This window comes from Streptomyces sp. RKAG290 (genome assembly GCF_023701695.1).
Taxonomy (GTDB): Bacteria; Actinomycetota; Actinomycetes; order Streptomycetales; family Streptomycetaceae; genus Streptomyces.
Window position 1 is genome coordinate 7,063,017 of sequence record NZ_JAJOZC010000001.1, and the last position, 17,242, is coordinate 7,080,258.

Genomic DNA, 17,242 nt, shown 5'->3' on the forward strand with positions numbered 1-17,242 from the left:
AGCTGTGGGAACGGCTACACGCTGGGGGGCGTATGGAAAGCACGGTTACGGTGCTGCGTGAACTGCGCGGGGCGCAGAAGTCGGCCAAGGGGGTTTCGCTCTACTCGCGGTACGTGAACCGGCCGGCCGGCCGGATCTTCGCGGCCGCCGCGTTCCGGCTGGGCATGACGCCCAACCAGGTCACCCTGACAAGTGCGGCGTTCACCTTCGCCGCCCTCGCCTCCGTGGCCCTGGTCCGGCCCGCGTGGGGGCCGGCCGTCCTGGTCTACCTGGGGCTGGCCGTGGGGTTCGCCCTCGACTCCGCCGACGGACAGCTCGCCCGGCTCACCGGCCGGGGCGGCCCGGACGGGGAATGGCTCGATCACGTCGTCGACTGCGCCAAGATGATCCTCGTCCACACCGTCGTACTGATCTCGTTCCACCGCTTCTTCGCCCTGCCGGCCGAGGGCTGGCTGCTCCTGCCGCTCGGCTTCCTGTTCGTCGCCGTGCTGACCTTCTGCGCGGGGCTGCTGAGGGAACAGCTCGGCAAGGCGGCCGCCCGCACCCGGCCGGCCGGTGACACCGCGGCCCGGCCGGCGGTCTCCCGGCTGCGGGCCGTGGTGCTGCTGCCGGCCGACTACGGCGTGTTCTGCCTGGTGTTCCTGCTCCTCGGCGACGAGACGGTGTTCCGGATCGGCTACGCCGTGCTCGCCGCCGTGCACGCACTCTTCCTGGTGGCGTTCCTCGCCAAGTGGTTCAGGGAGCTGAGAGCGCTCCGGGCAGCGTGACGAGCGAGTCCAGCGCCCGGCGCAGCTGGGTGCTGGACGTGTGCACGGTGTACGGGAAGTACACGACCTCCACGCCGACCTCGGCGAAGTCGCGTTCGAGTCGCTTGCCCTTCTCCGTGTCCCGCCAGTCGTCCCCCTTGAAGATGACGTCGAACCTGACCTGCTGCCAGGTCTCCACCTTGTCGGGGACGGTCTCGACGAACGCGGCGTCCACGTACCGCACGCTCCGTACGATCTCCAGCCGCTCCGGCAGCGGAATGACCGGCCTGTGGCCCTTGGCGAGGGCGGCCATCTCGTCCGAGACGACCCCCGCGACCAGGTAGTCGCACTGACTGCGGGCATGCCGCAGGATGTTGAGGTGACCTATGTGGAACAGGTCGTAGACCCCCGGCGCGTAGCCGACCCTGTGCACCATCCGTTCTCTCCCCCCACGGTGAACGTGATGTCCGTGTCCCGCCGGCAGGTTTCCGGACATGGCGTCCGGTCCGGTGGGATATCGGTATCGGTGTTGATCGTGCAATGACCTTACTGTGAAGACCACTTGCGCATCACGTGAACGGATAAGCTCACTTTTGGGGCCGTTCCTTGGGGGGAACACAGGTGGCCCCGGGGGAAGGCGACCGTCCGATGCCAGAAGCAGATCAGCACAAGCCGTTCCAGCACCGCCGTCTGCTGGTGGTCTCGACGAACTACGCGCCGGAGCTGACGGGCATCGGCCCGTACGCCACCCAACTCGCCGAGCACTGGGCCGCGTCCGGGGCCGAGACCCATGTCCTGACCGGCATGCCGCACTATCCGTCCTGGCGGACCGAACCGGCGTACCGGGGGGTGTGGCGGGCCGAGGAGGAACGTTCGGGCGTGCGCGTCCACCGGCGAAGACACTATGTCCCGCCCCGGCAGAGCGCCCTGCGCCGAGCCGCGTTCGAGGCGTCCCTGCTCGCCCACGGCCTGGCCGCACCGCCCTCGCTGCGGCCGGACGCGGTGATCTCCCAGATGCCGAGCCTCGCGGGCGGGGTCGTGGGCGCGCGGCTGGCCCGTCGCCACCGGGTCCCGTACATACCCGTCGTGCAGGACCTGATGGGCGCGGCCGCCGCGCAGAGCGGCATCCGTGGTGGCGGCAGGGCGGCGGCGGTGGCGTCGCGGGCCGAGCAGTACGCGCTGCGCGCCGCCTCGCTCGTCGGCGTCATCCACGAGAGCTTCATCCCTCGTGTCACCGCCTACGGGGTCGACCCCGGGCGGATCAGGCTGGTGCCCAACTGGTCACACGTCCAGGCCCCTTCGGCCGACCGCGCCGCGACCAGGGCGCGCCTGGGCTGGCGCGACTGCACCCCGGTGGTCCTGCACTCCGGCAACATGGGCCTCAAGCAGGGCCTGGAGGTCCTGGTCGACGCGGCCCGGCTCGCCCCGGAGATACGCGTCGTGCTGATGGGGGACGGCAATCAGCGCGACGCCCTGCTGGCCCGCGCGGCCGGCCTGCCCAACCTCGACATCCTGCCGCCCGCGGACGCGGCCGAGTTCACCGACATCCTGGCCGCCGCGGACGTCCTCGCCGTGACCCAACGCGCTTCCGTGCTCGACATGAGCGTGCCCTCGAAACTGACCTCGTACTTCGTCTCGGGCCGCCCCGTCGTCGCCTCCGTGGCGGACGGCGGAGGCACCGCCCAGGAGGTGCAGCGCTCCGGCGCCGGGCTCCTCGTCGCACCGGAGGACCCGGCCGCGGTGCTGGCCGCCGTCCGCAAGCTCGTCGAGCAGCCCGCCGCCGCCGACGAACTGGGCGCCAACGGGCCCCGGTACGTCGCACGTCACCTCGGCCGGGAAGCCGGTCTCGCCCGCTACGACGCAATGCTCACCGAGGTCCTTCAGGACGCCCAAGGGAGACCACGCCGATGACCCACCCGATCCGCGCCCTGGAGGATCAGGACGAACCCGCGCTCCTGAGGGACCAGTTCCGCCAGCTCCTGCGCTACCGCACCCTGCTCGCGTGCGGCGTGGTCGTAGGACTGCTCGGCGGCGGCTGGCTCGCCCTGAGCGGTGAGGACACCTACACCTCCACCGGCGAGGTGTCCGTGCGCTCCGCCGCCTCGGACCCGTTCGCCGCGGGCGCCTCCGCCGACAAGGGCATCAACATCGGCTCCGAACGCCAGACCGCCGTCAGCGACGCCGTGGGCACCGTCGCCGTCGGCTCGCTGGTCAAGCACGGCGATCCGGTCGAGGTGAAGACGCTGCTGTCCGGCCTCCAGGTCACCAACCCGCCCAACACCCTGGTGCTCAGGTTCTCCTACACCGGCCGCTCTCCCGAAGAGGCGAAGGCCCGGGCCGAGGCGCTCGCCGCGGCCTATCTGGAGATCCGCAAGGAGCGCACCGAGAACAGCATCGACAACATGGTCGACGGCTACCGGGCCCAGCTGAAGCCGCTCACCGAACAGCGCGACCGGCTGGCCGAGCAGGAGACCGGCAACGAGGGCAGCGACGTCACCAGCGCACGGGCCAACCTCATCGTCTCCATCTCCGAACTGAGCCAGAAAATATCGGAGTTGCGCGCGCTCGACACCACACCGGGATACCTGAACAAGAAGCCCGTCGTGCCGGAGCGGCCCACCGGTGCGGGACTGCCGCTGCTCCTGGGACTCGGCGGCGTCGTCGGACTCGCACTGGGCCTGCTGCTCTCCTGGGTACGGCTGGTCTTCGACCCGGCGGTCCGCTCCACCAGGGAACTCGTCCGCTCGCTCGGCGCCCCGCTGCTCGGCACCCTGCCCAGGGAACGCGCCGCGGTCGGCACGCTGCTGGCCATCGGGCGCAGCGGCAGCCGGCTGGCCGAGGAGTACCGGGGGGTGGCCTTCCGGCTCGCGTACGACCCCTCGTTCGCCGAGCGCCGCCGGCTCCTGGTCACGGCGCCCCGCGGGGACAATGACATGGCCGCCGCCGCTGCGGTCAACCTGGCGGCCGCCTTCGCCGAGATGGGGCGCGACGTCCTGCTGGTCGAAGCCGATCTGCGGACGCCGTCACTTGCCAGGGACCTCGGCGCGGCGGCCCAGGGCGGCCGGCCGCGCTGGGCGGCGGAGCGCGACGGGCGGGGCTGGCCCTCGGACAGCCGCACCAACGTGGACGTGCCCGGATCGGGTGCCTTCACCCTGATCGCCGGCCGCCAGGTGGACAACGTGCCGCGCGCCCTGACCTCCGCGCCCGTCGGCAGGATCGTCGCCGAGGGCGGCCGGCCGGGAGCCGTCGTCATCGTGCTGGCCCCGCCCGTCCTCTCGTACGCCGACGCCGTCGCGCTCATCGACCGCTTGGAGGGCGTCGTGGTGGTCTGCGACCCGCGCGAGGTGCACCGCAGCGACCTGGAGCGGATCCGCGAGATCATCGGTGCGGCAGGCGGGACCGTGCTCGGCACGCTGCTGCACCCGGGGCACGGCCGGCTGGAGCGACGGGCACGCAGGAAGGCCGCCAGGAGCCGCGGCCACAGCCGGCAGACGCCTGCGCAGGGCCAGGACGCCCAGGACGCCCAAGACGGCCGCGGACAGCCGGACGGAGCCGACCGCACCGACACCAGCGGCCGCTCCGGCGACCCCACCGAGACGCTCGGCCTGCGCACCCTGGACGGCACCGGACAGGGCGTCGGCGGCAGTGACCACAGCAGCACCGCAGGACGCAGATGAAGGCACGCACCGCCGTCGTCTGCTCGGTCGCGGACCAGGGCGTGGCGGCGCTCACCAACATCCTGGTCCTGGTGGTGGCGGCCCGGCTCTCCACCGTCGCGGACTTCGCACGGTTCTCCGGCGTCTATCTCGTCTTCACGGTGCTGCTCGGCGTCTTCGGCGCCTACACCGGGCAGCCACTGGTACTGCGCCGCGGTGCGAGCGACGAGACACGCGGCGCCTGCCGGTCGGCGGTCGGCTTCACCCTGGTGGTCTCCGCCGCCCTGGGCGGCCTCCTCGCCGCGGTCTGCGCGGCGCTGCCGGGGGACACGGCACGGGCCCTGACGATGCTGGGGCTCGTCCTGCCCGTCGTCCTCGCGCAGGACACGGCACGCTACGCCTTCGCCACGCTGCAGGCACAGCACATGGCCCTGGCCGCCGACACGCTCCGGCTGGTCTGTGTCCTCGGCGCGCTGAGCGTGCAGCCGCACGGCACGTCGGCCGCCCGCCTCGTCGCCGTATGGGGCCTCTCCGCGCTGCCCGCCCTCCTGCTGTCCGTCACCGTGCTGCACCGCAGGACGGCGGGAACCCCGGTGCTGCTGAGGCCACTGCTGCGGCGTGGACACCTCGGCCGGCGGTTCGTCGTCGAGTTCGGGGTGGGCAACGCGACCAGTCAGCTCTCCGTGCTCGGCCTCGGCGTGGTCGGCAACCCACTCGTCGTCGGGGCGCTGCGGGGCGCGACCACGCTCTTTGGCCCGCTGAACGTGCTGTTCACCTCGGCCACCGGCTTCGGCCCTCCGCTGCTGGGAAGGCTCGCCACCGACCGGCTCCGGGTGCGGGCCACCGCGGCCATGGCCGCGGTCCTGGCCGCGACCGCCGCGGCCTGGGCCACCGTCCTCGCCCTGCTGCCCGGCTCGGTGGGCCGCCATCTGCTCGGCGACACCTGGCCCACGGCGGCGGCGCTCCTCCCGGCGACCGGCAGTCAGTACGCGGCGATGGCCGTCGGCACCTGCGGACTGCTGGCGCTGCGGCTGCTCGACCCGCGGACGACGCTCTCCATCCAGGTGGTCTTCTCGCTCGCCGCGGTCGCCTTCCTGACCGGCGGTTACGTGCTCGGCGGCGTACCGGGCGCCGCCTGGGGCCTGTGCCTGGGCTCCGTCTGCAAGGCGATCGCCACCTGGACGCGGGTGGCACGGCTGGCCCGCCGGGGTGCGGAGCGGGCCCCGGTCAGCGCGACCGCTGTGCCTTCCGGTCCCTGAAGCTCGTGATCAGTGCCAGGCACAGGGCCGCGATGGCCAGCTTCCCGGCCGCCTGCAACAGCGGGCCGCGCAGCAGGATGAAGGTGTACCCCGCGATCAGCGGGGCCGCGATGGCCAGGACGCTGCCGGGTCCCGGACCCTCCCGGGTGACCGCTCGCGCGTACCGGCGGTCGGTGCGCGCGGCCGCGTAGCCGATCAGGGCCAGCCCGCCCATCATGCCCGGGGCACCGAAGTCGACCCAGAACTCGGTCCACAGCGGAGCGGACAGGTTGGTCATGTTCATCCCCATCCACTGGCCGACGCGCACCCCGGTGTCCTCCGGCTTGCCGCTCCACGCCGCCCTCGGCACGAAGAAGAAGGCGGAGCCCGCCAGTTGCCGGCCGTAGGTGTGGCCGCGGGTGTCGACCCAGGAGATGGTGTTGGCGAACATGACCGTCTGGTCGTAGTCCTTGGTGGCCAGCGGCTCGAAGACCGATGACGACTGCACCGGCCGGTAGCCGGTGTCGTCGTAGCGGAACCGGTCCGCGTACGGGAACAGCACCAGAGCCCCGATCACCCCCATGGCCAGCACCGAGCGGTACATCGCCGCGCTGCTCGGGAACGCCGTGAACAGCAGCGACACCAGCACGGTCAGGAACCAGTAACGGGCGTTGGAGATAGGGTTGTTCACGATCAGGTTCACGAGCGCCAGCGCGAACCAGACCAGCACGGTCGACGGCGAGCGCCGGGCGCGGCGCGAGGTCACCATCCTCCGCGTGTAGAAGAGCAGCGCGAGCAGGGCGGGCACCGTACCGAACCCCTTGAGGAACGCGGAGCCCACATTGGACTCGCCGGTCGCCAGCCCGGTCTCCGCGACCGAGGCGCTGATCTCCTGCCGGCTGGAGAAGAAGACCGCGGGCCCGCCGAGCTTCAGCACGTAGTAGCCGCTCGCCGCGAACGCGACCAGCACCAGCAGCCGCAGCCGGACCGGGTGCGCGGTGGCGGGGCCGTTGCTCCCGCGCGCGGTGGTGCGGCGCCGCAGCGGACGCCGGGACGCCAGCAGTGCCCCCAGGTCGAACGCGGCGCAGCCGACCAGGATCAGCGCGATCGCCGTCACCAGGTCGGAACGCGGCCCCACCATGGGCGTCGGGGTCTGGCCGATGACGGCCTGGGCGAACGGGGCCACCCCCATCGCGATGTACACGAACATCCAGAAGACGCCCTGCAGCAGCCGGCGCCGGGTGGAGAGGATCATGGTGGCCAGCCGCGCACCCGAGTAGCACGTCAGCACCAGCTGCAGCCAGTACGCGGTGTCCCGGACCCCGGTGCCCGGCTGGGCGGCGATCAGTGCCGGCAGGAAGCAGACCAGGCCGAGAATGAGCGGCACGGACAGCGCCCGCGACAGCATCGCCCAGGACATGGGCTTGGCCGGCGGCTCGACCGGGTGACGCGGCCCGCTCTCCCGTACCAGCGTGGACGGCGTCACCCCGTGCACGGACGTCATCTGTTCCCCGTTCCGTGAGCCTGTGAACACTCTAACGAATCAACCCACTTGAGGGGATGCGATGACTAGTCTGTGAACAGCTGCCGAGGGCGAGGGGAACCCTGGTGAAGATCCTGCACGTCGTCACACTGCACACCCCGGACCACGCCTTCGGCGGTCCGACCCGGGTGGCCCTGAATCTCTCGAAGGTACAGCGCGCCGAAGGGGACGACGCCCGGATCATGGCGCTGGGCGACGGCTTCGACGGCCCACTGCCGCGCCAGGTGGAGGGGGTGCCCGTCCACCTCTTCCAAGCCCGCCATCTGCTGCCGATGTTCGAGGTCAGCGGCATCACCTCGGCCGCGCTGCTGCTGGCCGCGCGCCGCATGATGCGCGGAGCCGACCTCGTCCATGTGCACCTGATGCGCGATCTGGTGACGCTGCCCGCCGCGCTGCTCGCGCTGGCCTCCGGCACACCGCTGGTGATCCAGACGCACGGCATGGTCGACCCGACCGAGAAGCGGGTGGCGCAGCTGACCGACCTGCTGGGCGTGCGGAAGGTCCTGCGCGGTGCGGACGCGGTGCTGCACCTCACCGAGACCGAGCGCGTCGACGTGAACGCCGTGGCGGCCCCCGTGCCGCTCACCCGGACCGTCCGCCTCGTCAACGGCGTGCGCCCGCAGGAGCACAAAGGCGAACGGGACCCCGAGCGGCCGCCGACGGTGCTCTTCCTCGCCCGGATACAGGAGCGCAAGCGCCCCGAGGACTTCGTGGCCGCCATGCCCGCGGTCCTGGCCGAGCACCCGGACGCCCGGTTCGTCCTGGCGGGCCCGGACACCGGCGCGCTCCCCGGCACCCTCGAACTGGCCCGCAGGCTGGGTGTGCTGGACTCGCTCGACCAGGTGGGCCCGCTCGGTCACGAGGAGGTGCTGGCGGCCGGGAGACAGGCCGATGTGTACGTCCTGCCGTCGATCGAGGAACCCCTGGGTGTCTCGGTGCTCGAAGCGATGTCCGTCGCCACCCCCGTCGTCATCACCCGCACCTGCGGCCTCGGGCCCGACGTGGCGCGGGCCGGGGCGGGCCGGGTGATCGACAGCCGGGTCGGCGAGGACGCGGCCAACGCGCGCAAGGTCGCGGAGGCGGTCCTGGAGCTGCTGGAGCCGAAGGCCAACGCCGAAGCCGGACAGGCCGCCTGGGAACTGGTCAACGAGCACTTCACCATCGACGTCGTGACCCGGACGCTCCGGCGGACCTACGAGGACGTGGTCCGCCGGAAGCGCCGGTGACTCAAGCAGCGGGCGCACCACGCGACTTGAGGGCGATCTGCCACCGGTAGAAGCTCATCGCCAGGGCGAAGTCGAGGCCCGCCCGACCGTCCAGGAAGCCCCGCCGGTAGACGTACATGTACGCGAAGGACACCAGCGGCTTGAACGGCGCCTTGTGGAACAGCTGCCCCTGGCGGGACTTGACCCGGCGCACCTGCTCCTTGACCTCGGGGTGGTGCTCCAGCCACGCCTCCCAGTCCGAGTACCGGTTGTGGCGCTCGAACCAGGCGGTAACCGGGTCGAGATCCTGGTGCTCGATCGGATTGCGCAGCGAGCCGGCGGTGTCCGCGACCGGCTGGTAGTGGCCCTCGACCTCGCCGATGCCGGGGGCGTCCAGGTCACCCACCTCCGGGTACCGGCTGCGGGTGCGGTCGGTGAGTGACCGCTTGCGAATGGTGTATCCGTGCCGCAGCCGCTTCCCCGAGAACCAGTACCCCAGCGGTATGTCGTACGCGGCCGGCTTCGGGGCGGACGGGTCGGCGAAGACCTGACGGAGCTCGGCCAGCAGGCCGGGGCTCAGCCGTTCGTCGCCGTCGAGCAGCAGGATCCAGTCCAGGTCCGTGCGGACATGGTCCAGGCACCACTGCTTCTTCCGGGGATGACCGCCGTCCCAGGTGTACATGACGACCTCGGCACCGCACTCCGCGGCGATCTTCGCCGTGTCGTCCGTGCTGTGCGAGTCGACCACGACGACCGCCTCGAAGTGGCCGAGGACCGACTTCACCGCCTCGGCGATGTTGAGCCCCTCGTTCTTCGTCGGGATCGCCACGGCTATCGGCAGCTTGCTCATCCGTTGTCTCCTTCGGGCAGCCAGGCGTAGCAGCCTGTGGAGGTGAAGGCGAGGGCGGCCTTCGGGATCGTGACGGCGGTGCGCTTCCCGTCGTCGGAGGAATCCGACGCCAGGTCCTTGCCGTTCGCCCCGGTGATCTGCCAGCTGCAGTTCTTGGTGGGCGTGACGTCGCGGTAGCGGCCGGGCCGGAGCTGCTTGCCCTTGTACGTGCCGTCGGCGTACCCGCGGGAGGCCTGGGCGACGAGGTCCTTGTGCTGGGTGCACAGGTGCGCGACGGCGGGCTTCGCGTCGGCGATCTCGCCCGTGGTCACGGCGCCGACCGCGGTGTCGCGGTCGACCTTGACCAGGTAGGTGAGCCGGTCGCAGGTCTCCTGTCCGGTCTGGAGAACCGCGGCCGGGTCCATGCCCTTGGGCACCCGGTCGACCAGATACTCCTTCTGCTTCTTCGTGAACGTGCCCGTGACCGGAGTCAGTTGGTCGGTCGGCGTCTTCGGTGGCTCACTGGAGCGCGATGTCTGCGGGCCGGCCTCGGCGGAGCCGTCCGGCTCGGCGGGCGCACCGGCCTCGGGCCCGAGGAGGCCGCCGGTCCGGCGCCGCGCGCCTTCTCCTTGCCTCCGTCGGAGGACGAGCCGCAGGCGGCCAGCGCCGCCGTCAGTGTGATGACGGCGGCGCCGGCCAGGAACGGATACCTCATCCACCGGTCCTCAGGGCGTAGTGGGCACTGACCGTGGACGCGGACAGCGCGGTCGGGTACACCGCTGTCTCGTCGATCTGCCCGGCGAAGAAGTCGCTCGTCGGACGGTTGGGCCAGCTGGCGAGGTTGTCCCCGCCGACCCGCCAGTAGCCGGGGTAGCTCTCGTTGCCCGTGTACAGCGGGTTCCAGGCGCGGAGCTGACCGTCCACGTACAGGGCCATCCCGCCGGTGCCCTGGGTGGCGACGACATGGTGCCAGGCGCCGTCGTTGTAGGCGGCCGGAGTGGTGACGGTCCGGGTGTTGCCGTCGTACACCCCGAAGGACAGCCGCCCGTTGTTGAGCATGTAGACGTGCTTGTCGTACTGGCCGCTGTTCTCCATGGTCATGTTGCCGAACCCGATGATCTTGCCTCCCCGGGTGGTCGTCGTCTTGATCCACGACTCGACCGAGAACCTGGTGGGCTGGTCGTGGCGCCGGTTGCTGTACGCGTACTGGGTCGACCCGTTGAAGCCGATGGCGGTCGAGGGACCGGAGACGGCGGCCGGGGTCTGCCGGTAGGAGGGCGAGTTGCGCAGGAAGCCGTTGTCCAGCCCGGCCCCCGCGTCGGCCGCGAAGGTGGACGTGCCCTCGTCGTAGCGCCAGTACAGGGTGGCCCCGTCGGAGAGCACCCGGGCTGGGTAGCTCTCGGCCGCGGCGGCCACGGTCGCGGTCACCGCCGGGACTTGGCGCTGGTGTTGGTGCCGTCGCTCGCGCTGATCCGGTACGTGTGGGTCTCGCCCGGTGCGACGTCGGTGTCGGTCCAGCGCAGCTGCGGGCGGTCCCAGAACACGGAGTCACCCGTCGTGGTGTGGACGGGAGTGGTCGCCCCGTCCCGGTAGATCCGGTAGGTGAGCTTCCCGTCGTCCGTGTCGAAGCTCGTCTGCCAGTTGACGTCCACCTTGTCCGCGGCGACCGTGGAGACGCTGACGTTGGGCACCCAGGGCGCCCCGGTGTCCGGACCGTCGGCGAACCGGGTCAGCCCCTGCTGCGGGGAGCTGTTGACGGTGGTGAACTCGCCGCCCACCCACAGGTAGTGATGGCCGCCCTTGTCGGTCTGCGCCATCACCCGCGGGCCGACCGGCTCGCCGATCCCGTCGTTGGTGTCCGGGAACCACGGCAGCAGCTTGGGGTCGCTGACGGACTGTGCCAGCAGATGCTTGCGCGGCTGGTCGGGGAACTCGCCCATCGAGGCGCAGTCATGCGCGTGACTGCCGCTGTAGAGGACCCCGTCGTGCACCAGGATGGCCTGGGTGGCGCCGAGGCAGGTGTCTCGCCACACCTGCTGGAAGGTGGCCAGGTCCAGCGCGATCCGGCCGTCGAAGACACCGCCTCCGGTGCCCTCGTTGGCGGTGTAGAACTGGGTGCCGTCCGTGGTGAGGTCCTGCACCGTGGAGGTGTTCGGGATGAAGCCCGGATAGCTCTTGTCCAGGGCGCCCGTCGTCGCGTCCACCACCGCGAGCGCGTGCGACGTGGTGCCGTTGACCGTGAAGAAGTCACCGCCGATCAGCACGTGCTGCCCGTCGGGCGTGACCTCGACGGCCCGGCCCACCTCGTCGGTGTTGGCCGTCCACGGCTTCAGCGCGGCGCCCGTGGTGACCGCCGCGAACTTGTTCCGGGTCTGCCCCGCGACACTGTTGAAGTCGCCGCCGAGATAGACCGTGTCCTCGGTGACGGCCAGGGCCCGGACGGTCGCGGAGACGGCAACCTTGAAGTTCGTGCGCGGGGTGCAGGTCGCGGTGTCGATGGCCGCGATGTTGCTCACCCCGACGCCGTTCACCGAACCGAACTGGCCGCCCGCGTACAGGGTGTCGCCGTCCGGGGACAGCACGAGGGACCGCACGGTCGCGGTGCCGGAGGAGAGCGTGAACGACAGGCTGCAGCCGGTCGGCGCCCCGGTCGCGGCGTCGAACGCGGCGAAGTTCACCGCGGGCTGTTCGGACGTCCCGGCAGGCGCGTCCGGCGGCCGTACGGTGGAGAAGGTGCCGCCCGCGTAGACGACGCCGTCGTCCGTCGCGGCCATCGACCAGACGATGCCGTTGGTCTGCCAGGTGGAGAGGTCGTCCGCGGTCAGCGAGACCGGCGGGGTGAGGGCCGCGGCAGGGGAACCCCCGGCAGCGGCGGCGCTCAGGGCCCCGGCGAGCAGGCAGAGCGCCGCGGCCGCGGCGCGTACCCGGCCGGGGACACCGGGTCTGCGCCCCGTACTTGCGTTCATCATTCAGCTCCGAAGGTGAGAACGAGCTGCGGCCGGTAGGCCGCGGTTGCGACCTCGCCCGACCAGATGCGGAGACTGTCCGTCCCGCTGCTGGTGAGGGCGAGTGAGTAGGCGGAGCCCAGGGCCCCGCCGAGTGCCGGCGCGTTCAGCTCCACCGAGTAGTCCGTGGAGACGGCGGTCGCGCCGGAGATGGTCCCCAGCACCGTCGTGGCGAGCGACGGCCGGGTGCTGTAGGTGACCGCCGACTCGGTCCACGCGCCGGTGACCGGCACGAGGGTGTGGCTGTCGGCCGAGCCCGCCGTGGAGTCCGACGAGGTACGGAAGGTGAGCCGGGCGCTCTTGAGTTCCTGCCCGGCCGGTGCGACGGGCAGCGGGTAGCGGAGGTAGCTCAGGTAGGGCGTGGCGCCCCGGGACGCGAGCTGGCTGTCGTCGTAGGTGGTGTTCGCCGCCACGCCGTTGACGTACGCGTCCTCGGCCGGCTGCAGGGAGACCGTGGTCTCCCCGGGACCCGAGGGGGTGTCCGCCAGATCGTGGTGCGCGGCGACCTGTGCCGCGGTCAGCACCGAGGGGTACACGGCCGTCTCGTCGACCTGGCCGGCGAAGTAGGTGCTCGTGGGGCGGTTCGGCCAGGCGTTGGACATGGCGTCCCCGCCGACCCGCCAGTATCCGTTGTACGACCGGTTCCCGGCCGTGGCGTCGGAGCCGACGGACACGCCGTCCACGTACAGCCGCATACCGGACGGTCCCTGGGTGGCCACCGCGTGGTGCCAGGCGTTGTCGTTGTAGGAGGCGGCCGAGGTGACGGTCGGACGGCCGGCGGTGCTGCCCACCTGGACACCGAAGGCGAGGCGCCCGTTGTCGGTGAGATAGAGGAGCTTGTCGGAGATCCCGCTGGTGTGCCCCTGCGCGGTGCCGATGTTGCTGCCGAATCCGACGATCCGGCCGCCGCGGGCCGTGTTCGTGCGGAACCAGGTCTCGATGGAGTACGGGGTCGGTGACGTGTAGTGGTGCAGCCGGTCGCTGTAGACGTACTCGTCGGTGCCGTTGAGGGTGAGCGCCGCGGACCCGGCCACGGCGGACGGCGCCGCACGGTAGGACGGGGTGTTCATGTACACGCCGCCGTCCTGGCTGTCCGAGGCGTCCGCGGCGAACGCGCCGCCCGCCTCGTCGTAGCGCCAGTACAGCTCCGCCCCGTCGGCCAGCACCCGCTGCGCGTACGGACCGGACGAGCCGGCCGCGGTGACGGAGGCATTGGCGGAGAGTGCGCTCGTGTTGGTGCCGTCGCTCGCCGTGATCCGGTACGAGTAGCTGCGCCCCGCCACGACGTCGGTGTCGGTGAACGTCAGCTGGGGCCGGCTGAAGAAGAGCGAGGAGCCGGTCGTGGTGTACACCGGGGTCGAGCCGCCGTTGCGGTAGACCCGGTAGGTGAGCAGGCTGTCGTCCAGGTCCAGGCTCGAACGCCAGCTGACCCTCACCTCACCGGCCCGTGGCGCGGAGAGGCTCACCGCGGGGGCGGCGGGCGCCCCGGTGTCCGGGGTACCGGCGAACCGGGTCAGTGCCTGCTGCGCGACCCCGTTGACCGTGGTGAACTCGCCGCCCACCCAGAGGAAGTCGCGGCCGCCCCGGGAAGACACCGTCAGGGCGCGCGGCCCCACGGGCTCACCGATGCCGTCATTGGTGTCCGGGAGCCAGCCCAGCATGGCCGGATCGTCTACCGACTGCGCGGTGAGGTGCTTGCGGACCTGGTTGGGGAACCCGCCCATGGTGGAGCAGTCATGGACGTGGCTCGCCGCGTACAGCACTCCCTGATAGACCCGCAGGGCCTGCGTGGCGCCCTGGCAGGTGTCGCGCCAGCGCTGGTCGAACGTGTCGAGCCCCATCGCGAGCCGGCCGTCGAAGGAGTTGCCGCCGGCCCCCTCGCCGCCCACGTACCAGCCGTCGGACGCGGGGTCGGTGATGATGTTCTTGATCACGGCGGTCGACGGGATGAAGTTGCCGGTGTAGGCGCGGGTCGGCGCACCCGAGCCGGCGGCGGTCACCGCGAGGGCGTGCGAGCTCACCCCGCCCACGGTGAAGAAGTCACCGCCGATCAGCACGTGCTGCCCGTCCGGGGTGACCTTCAGCGTCCTGCCCGGACGGTCGGCGTCCGGGTTCCAGCCGGTGACCGCACCGGCGGCCGTGACCGCGCCGAAGAACCGGCGCGTCTGGCCGTTGATGCTCTGGAAGTCGCCGCCGGCGTGGACCGTCCCGTCGGCCGCCACGTCGAGCGCCCGCACGGTCGCGCCGAAGTTCGGGGCGAACCCCGGACGCAGCGTGCAGGTGGCCGTGTTGATGGCCACCAGGCCGTTGGCCCCGGTCCCGTTGACCGCGTTGAAGTAGCCCCCCGCGTACAGCGTCGACCTGTCGGGGGAGACCGCGAGCGCCCGCACGGTCGCGGTGCCGCTGCTCCGGGTGAAGGAGAGCGAGCAGCCGGTGGGCGCACCGGTGGCCGCGTCGAACGCGGCGAAGTTGACCGCGGAGGTGGTGTTGCTGCCCGCGGGCGATCCGGCCGGCCGGACGTTGCTGAAGGTGCCGCCCGCGTAGACGACCCCGTTCGCCTCGGCGAGCGACCAGACGATGCCGTTCGTCTGGTAGGTGGAGAGGTTGTCGGCGGTGAAGCCGACGGGCGGAGTCAGTGCGAGGGCCGGGGGAGCGGTGACCGCGGAAGCGGTGAGCACCCCGGCCGTGAGCGAGAGGACGGCGGCGAACACCGAGCCGCGGCCAGGGCCTCTCGTTCGGATCATGCCGGGCTCGCGCGCCCCGGTGCCGCACCTCGCGGCGTTGCCGTCAGTCGCCGACGCCTCGCGTCGGCTCTCTCCTCCGCCTTGCGAGGCACACCACCGGACCCCGCTCCCTGACCCGGCCTGATCCGAACGGAAGACCCTGCGTCTGAGACGTCCGGCGGAACTCATCTGTCCACCCGCACGGCCGCTCCGGTGAGCTGGTCGGCCAACTGCCGGACATCGGCGTCGACCATGATCCGGGCCAGCTCCTGGGACTTCACGGCAGGTTTCCAGCCGAGCAGTTCCGCGGCCTTGGACGCGTCCCCGATCAGCGCGTCGACCTCGCTGGGGCGCTCGTACTTCGCGTCGTAGCGCACGTGTTCGCGCCAGTCCAGACCGGCGTGCTCGAAGGCGTACTCCAGGAACTGCCGCACGCTGACGCCCTCACCCGTGGCCACGACGTAGTCGTCCGGGGTGTCGCACTGGAGCATCCGCCACATCGCGTCGACGTACTCGGGGGCGTAACCCCAGTCGCGTACCGCGTCCAGGTTCCCCAGATGCAGATGCGTCTGCAGGCCCGCCTTGATCCGGGCCACCCCGCGGGTGATCTTCCGGGTCACGAACGTCTCGCCGCGGCGCGGGGACTCGTGGTTGAACAGGATCCCGTTGACCGCGAACATCCCGTACGCCTCGCGGTAGTTGACCGTCGACCAGTAGGAGTACACCTTGGCGACGCTGTACGGGCTGCGCGGATGGAACGGCGTCCGCTCGTTCTGCGGCGGCGGGTTGGCGCCGAACATCTCCGAGGAGGACGCCTGGTAGACGCGGGTGTCGATGCCGCTGGCGCGCACCGCCTCCAGCAGGCGGATCGTGCCGAGCCCGGTGATGTCACCCGTGTACAGCGGGGCGTCGAAGGAGACCCGGACATGCGACTGCGCGCCGAGGTTGTAGACCTCGTCGGGCTGTATGTCGCGCAGCAGGTTGACCAGCGCGACGCCGTCGGCGAGGTCGGCGTGGTGCAGGACGAAGGAGCGGTTCTCCTCCTCCGGGCCCTGGTAGATGTGGTCGATCCGCTCGGTGTTGAAGCTCGACGAGCGGCGGATGAGTCCATGGACCGTGTATCCCTTTTGCAGCAGCAGCTCGGACAGGTACGAACCGTCCTGTCCGGTCACGCCGGTGATGAGCGCGGTCTTCGCCACGTCTCCCCCTTCTGTGGTCGCCCGAGAGGCTGTTGGTCGCCGAAATTTCAGAGTTTGAGCGATCTGCGGCAAAACGTCACCGCTTCGTGGAGCTGCTGGCACAATCCGAGCCATGACGACTGATCTCCCCGGCCCACCCCAGGAATCCGTCCCCTCCCTGCTACGGCCCGGTGCCCGCGTGTTCGTCGCCGGCCACCGCGGTCTGGTGGGCTCGGCGGTGGTGCGCCGCCTCACCGCCGAAGGCCACGAAGTGCTCACCCGCGGCCGTGACCGCCTCGACCTGCGCGACGCCGAGGGGACCGCGGCGTTCCTGCGGGACGCCCGTCCGGACGCCGTGGTGCTGGCCGCCGCCAAGGTCGGCGGGATCATGGCCAACAGCACCTACCCGGTGCAGTTCCTGGAGGACAATCTGCGGATCCAGCTGAGCGTGATCGCCGGCGCGCACGCCGCCGGGACCGAGCGGCTGCTGTTCCTCGGCTCGTCCTGCATCTATCCCAAGCGCGCCCCGCAGCCCATTCCCGAGACCGCGCTGCTCACCGGCCCGCTGGAGCCGACCAACGAGGCGTACGCGCTCGCGAAGATCGCCGGGATCGTGCAGATCCAGTCCTACCGCCGCCAGTACGGCGCCTCGTACATCAGCGCCATGCCCACCAACCTCTACGGACCCGGCGACAACTTCGACCTGGAGACCTCGCACGTCCTGCCCGCCCTGATACGCCGCTTCCACGAGGCGCAGCACAGCGGGGCGCCGGCCGTCACGCTCTGGGGCTCGGGAAGCCCCCGGCGCGAATTCCTGCACGTCGACGACCTGGCCGCCGCATGTGTGCTGCTGCTGGAGCGGTACGACGGTGACGAACCCGTCAACGTCGGCTCCGGCAAGGACCTGACGATCCATGAACTCGCTACGACGGTGGCTGATGTGACGTCCTATCAGGGATCGATCGAATGGGACACGGCCAAGCCGGACGGCACCCCGCGCAAGCTGCTGGACGTGTCCCGGCTGGCTTCCCTCGGATTCGAACCGCAGATCGGACTGCGTGAGGGAATCGCCAGGACCTACGCCTGGTGGCTCGAACAGCAGGGCGTGCGGGTCTGACC

At 71.3% G+C, this 17,242-nt stretch carries 11 protein-coding genes and 2 pseudogenes; 6 read left to right on the forward strand and 7 right to left on the reverse strand.

Going from position 1 to position 17,242, the window contains the following annotated elements:
• Positions 1 to 32 precede the first annotated feature (32 nt).
• Positions 33 to 767 (forward strand): CDP-alcohol phosphatidyltransferase family protein, encoded by a 735-nt coding sequence (locus LNW71_RS31255; protein ID WP_250971253.1) that lies wholly within the window; start codon positions 33 to 35, stop codon positions 765 to 767.
• On the opposite strand, the gene LNW71_RS31260 is transcribed toward LNW71_RS31255, so the two are convergent.
• Positions 736 to 1,182, reverse strand: coding sequence for an adenylyltransferase/cytidyltransferase family protein (locus LNW71_RS31260; protein ID WP_250971254.1), 447 nt, complete (start codon positions 1,180 to 1,182; stop codon positions 736 to 738). The two genes, LNW71_RS31255 and LNW71_RS31260, sit on opposite strands and share 32 nt — an antisense overlap.
• 212 nt (positions 1,183 to 1,394) lie before the next feature.
• On the opposite strand from LNW71_RS31260, the gene LNW71_RS31265 reads away from it, so the two are divergent.
• Genes LNW71_RS31265 through LNW71_RS31275 form a run of 3 tightly spaced genes read left to right on the forward strand, consistent with a single transcriptional unit; the run spans position 1,395 to position 5,661 of the window.
• On the forward strand, positions 1,395 to 2,657 hold the full coding sequence (locus LNW71_RS31265; RefSeq protein WP_250971255.1) for a glycosyltransferase: 1,263 nt from the start codon (positions 1,395 to 1,397) through the stop codon (positions 2,655 to 2,657).
• Complete coding sequence (locus tag LNW71_RS31270) at positions 2,654 to 4,423, forward strand: lipopolysaccharide biosynthesis protein (RefSeq protein WP_250971256.1); 1,770 nt, start codon at positions 2,654 to 2,656, stop codon at positions 4,421 to 4,423. The genes LNW71_RS31265 and LNW71_RS31270 overlap by 4 nt, the downstream gene beginning before the upstream one ends.
• On the forward strand, positions 4,420 to 5,661 hold the full coding sequence (locus tag LNW71_RS31275) for a hypothetical protein (protein ID WP_250971257.1): 1,242 nt from the start codon (positions 4,420 to 4,422) through the stop codon (positions 5,659 to 5,661). The genes LNW71_RS31270 and LNW71_RS31275 overlap by 4 nt, the downstream gene beginning before the upstream one ends.
• Here the strand turns inward: LNW71_RS31275 and LNW71_RS31280 are convergent.
• Entirely contained in the window at positions 5,630 to 7,144 is a 1,515-nt protein-coding gene (locus LNW71_RS31280; RefSeq protein WP_374119475.1) for a hypothetical protein, read from the reverse strand. The two genes, LNW71_RS31275 and LNW71_RS31280, sit on opposite strands and share 32 nt — an antisense overlap.
• A 104-nt stretch (positions 7,145 to 7,248) precedes the next feature.
• Here LNW71_RS31280 and LNW71_RS31285 point away from each other — a divergent pair, with 104 nt between their 5' ends.
• Entirely contained in the window at positions 7,249 to 8,409 is a 1,161-nt protein-coding gene (locus LNW71_RS31285) for a glycosyltransferase (protein WP_250971258.1), read from the forward strand.
• A gap of 1 nt (position 8,410) precedes the next feature.
• Here LNW71_RS31285 and LNW71_RS31290 read toward each other — a convergent pair whose 3' ends face one another.
• From LNW71_RS31290 to gmd, 5 genes and pseudogenes are all read right to left on the reverse strand, one after another.
• Positions 8,411 to 9,238, reverse strand: coding sequence for a glycosyltransferase family 2 protein (locus LNW71_RS31290; protein WP_250971259.1), 828 nt, complete (start codon positions 9,236 to 9,238; stop codon positions 8,411 to 8,413).
• Positions 9,235 to 9,932: pseudogene (locus LNW71_RS31295) on the reverse strand (hypothetical protein). The gene LNW71_RS31290 and the pseudogene LNW71_RS31295 overlap by 4 nt, the downstream one beginning before the upstream one ends.
• Positions 9,929 to 12,186 (reverse strand): annotated as a pseudogene (locus LNW71_RS31300) (LamG-like jellyroll fold domain-containing protein). The pseudogenes LNW71_RS31295 and LNW71_RS31300 overlap by 4 nt, the downstream one beginning before the upstream one ends.
• A complete protein-coding gene (locus LNW71_RS31305; RefSeq protein ID WP_250971260.1) occupies positions 12,183 to 14,966 on the reverse strand; it encodes a LamG-like jellyroll fold domain-containing protein in 2,784 nt (927 codons plus the stop codon). Before LNW71_RS31305 ends, LNW71_RS31300 begins: the two are co-directional and overlap by 4 nt.
• 164 nt (positions 14,967 to 15,130) lie before the next feature.
• The gene (gene gmd, locus LNW71_RS31310; protein ID WP_250971261.1) at positions 15,131 to 16,144 is read right to left on the reverse strand and encodes a GDP-mannose 4,6-dehydratase; all 1,014 of its coding nucleotides are present in this window, start codon (positions 16,142 to 16,144) and stop codon (positions 15,131 to 15,133) included.
• Between the two features lie 112 nt (positions 16,145 to 16,256).
• On the opposite strand from gmd, the gene LNW71_RS31315 reads away from it, so the two are divergent.
• Positions 16,257 to 17,240, forward strand: a complete 984-nt coding sequence (locus tag LNW71_RS31315; RefSeq protein ID WP_250971262.1) for a GDP-L-fucose synthase — start codon at positions 16,257 to 16,259, stop codon at positions 17,238 to 17,240.
• Positions 17,241 to 17,242 lie beyond the last annotated feature (2 nt).

Excerpts from the sequence above, each read along its gene's own strand:
- LNW71_RS31255 (WP_250971253.1), top strand. The coding sequence starts at position 33 with ATGGAAAGCACGGTTACGGTGCTGCGTGAACTGCGCGGGGCGCAGAAG.
- LNW71_RS31260 (WP_250971254.1), bottom strand. The coding sequence starts at position 1,182 with ATGGTGCACAGGGTCGGCTACGCGCCGGGGGTCTACGACCTGTTCCAC.
- LNW71_RS31265 (WP_250971255.1), top strand. The coding sequence starts at position 1,395 with ATGCCAGAAGCAGATCAGCACAAGCCGTTCCAGCACCGCCGTCTGCTG.
- LNW71_RS31270 (WP_250971256.1), top strand. The coding sequence starts at position 2,654 with ATGACCCACCCGATCCGCGCCCTGGAGGATCAGGACGAACCCGCGCTC.
- LNW71_RS31275 (WP_250971257.1), top strand. The coding sequence starts at position 4,420 with ATGAAGGCACGCACCGCCGTCGTCTGCTCGGTCGCGGACCAGGGCGTG.
- LNW71_RS31280 (WP_374119475.1), bottom strand. The coding sequence starts at position 7,144 with ATGACGTCCGTGCACGGGGTGACGCCGTCCACGCTGGTACGGGAGAGC.
- LNW71_RS31290 (WP_250971259.1), bottom strand. The coding sequence starts at position 9,238 with ATGAGCAAGCTGCCGATAGCCGTGGCGATCCCGACGAAGAACGAGGGG.
- LNW71_RS31305 (WP_250971260.1), bottom strand. The coding sequence starts at position 14,966 with ATGATCCGAACGAGAGGCCCTGGCCGCGGCTCGGTGTTCGCCGCCGTC.
- LNW71_RS31315 (WP_250971262.1), top strand. The coding sequence starts at position 16,257 with ATGACGACTGATCTCCCCGGCCCACCCCAGGAATCCGTCCCCTCCCTG.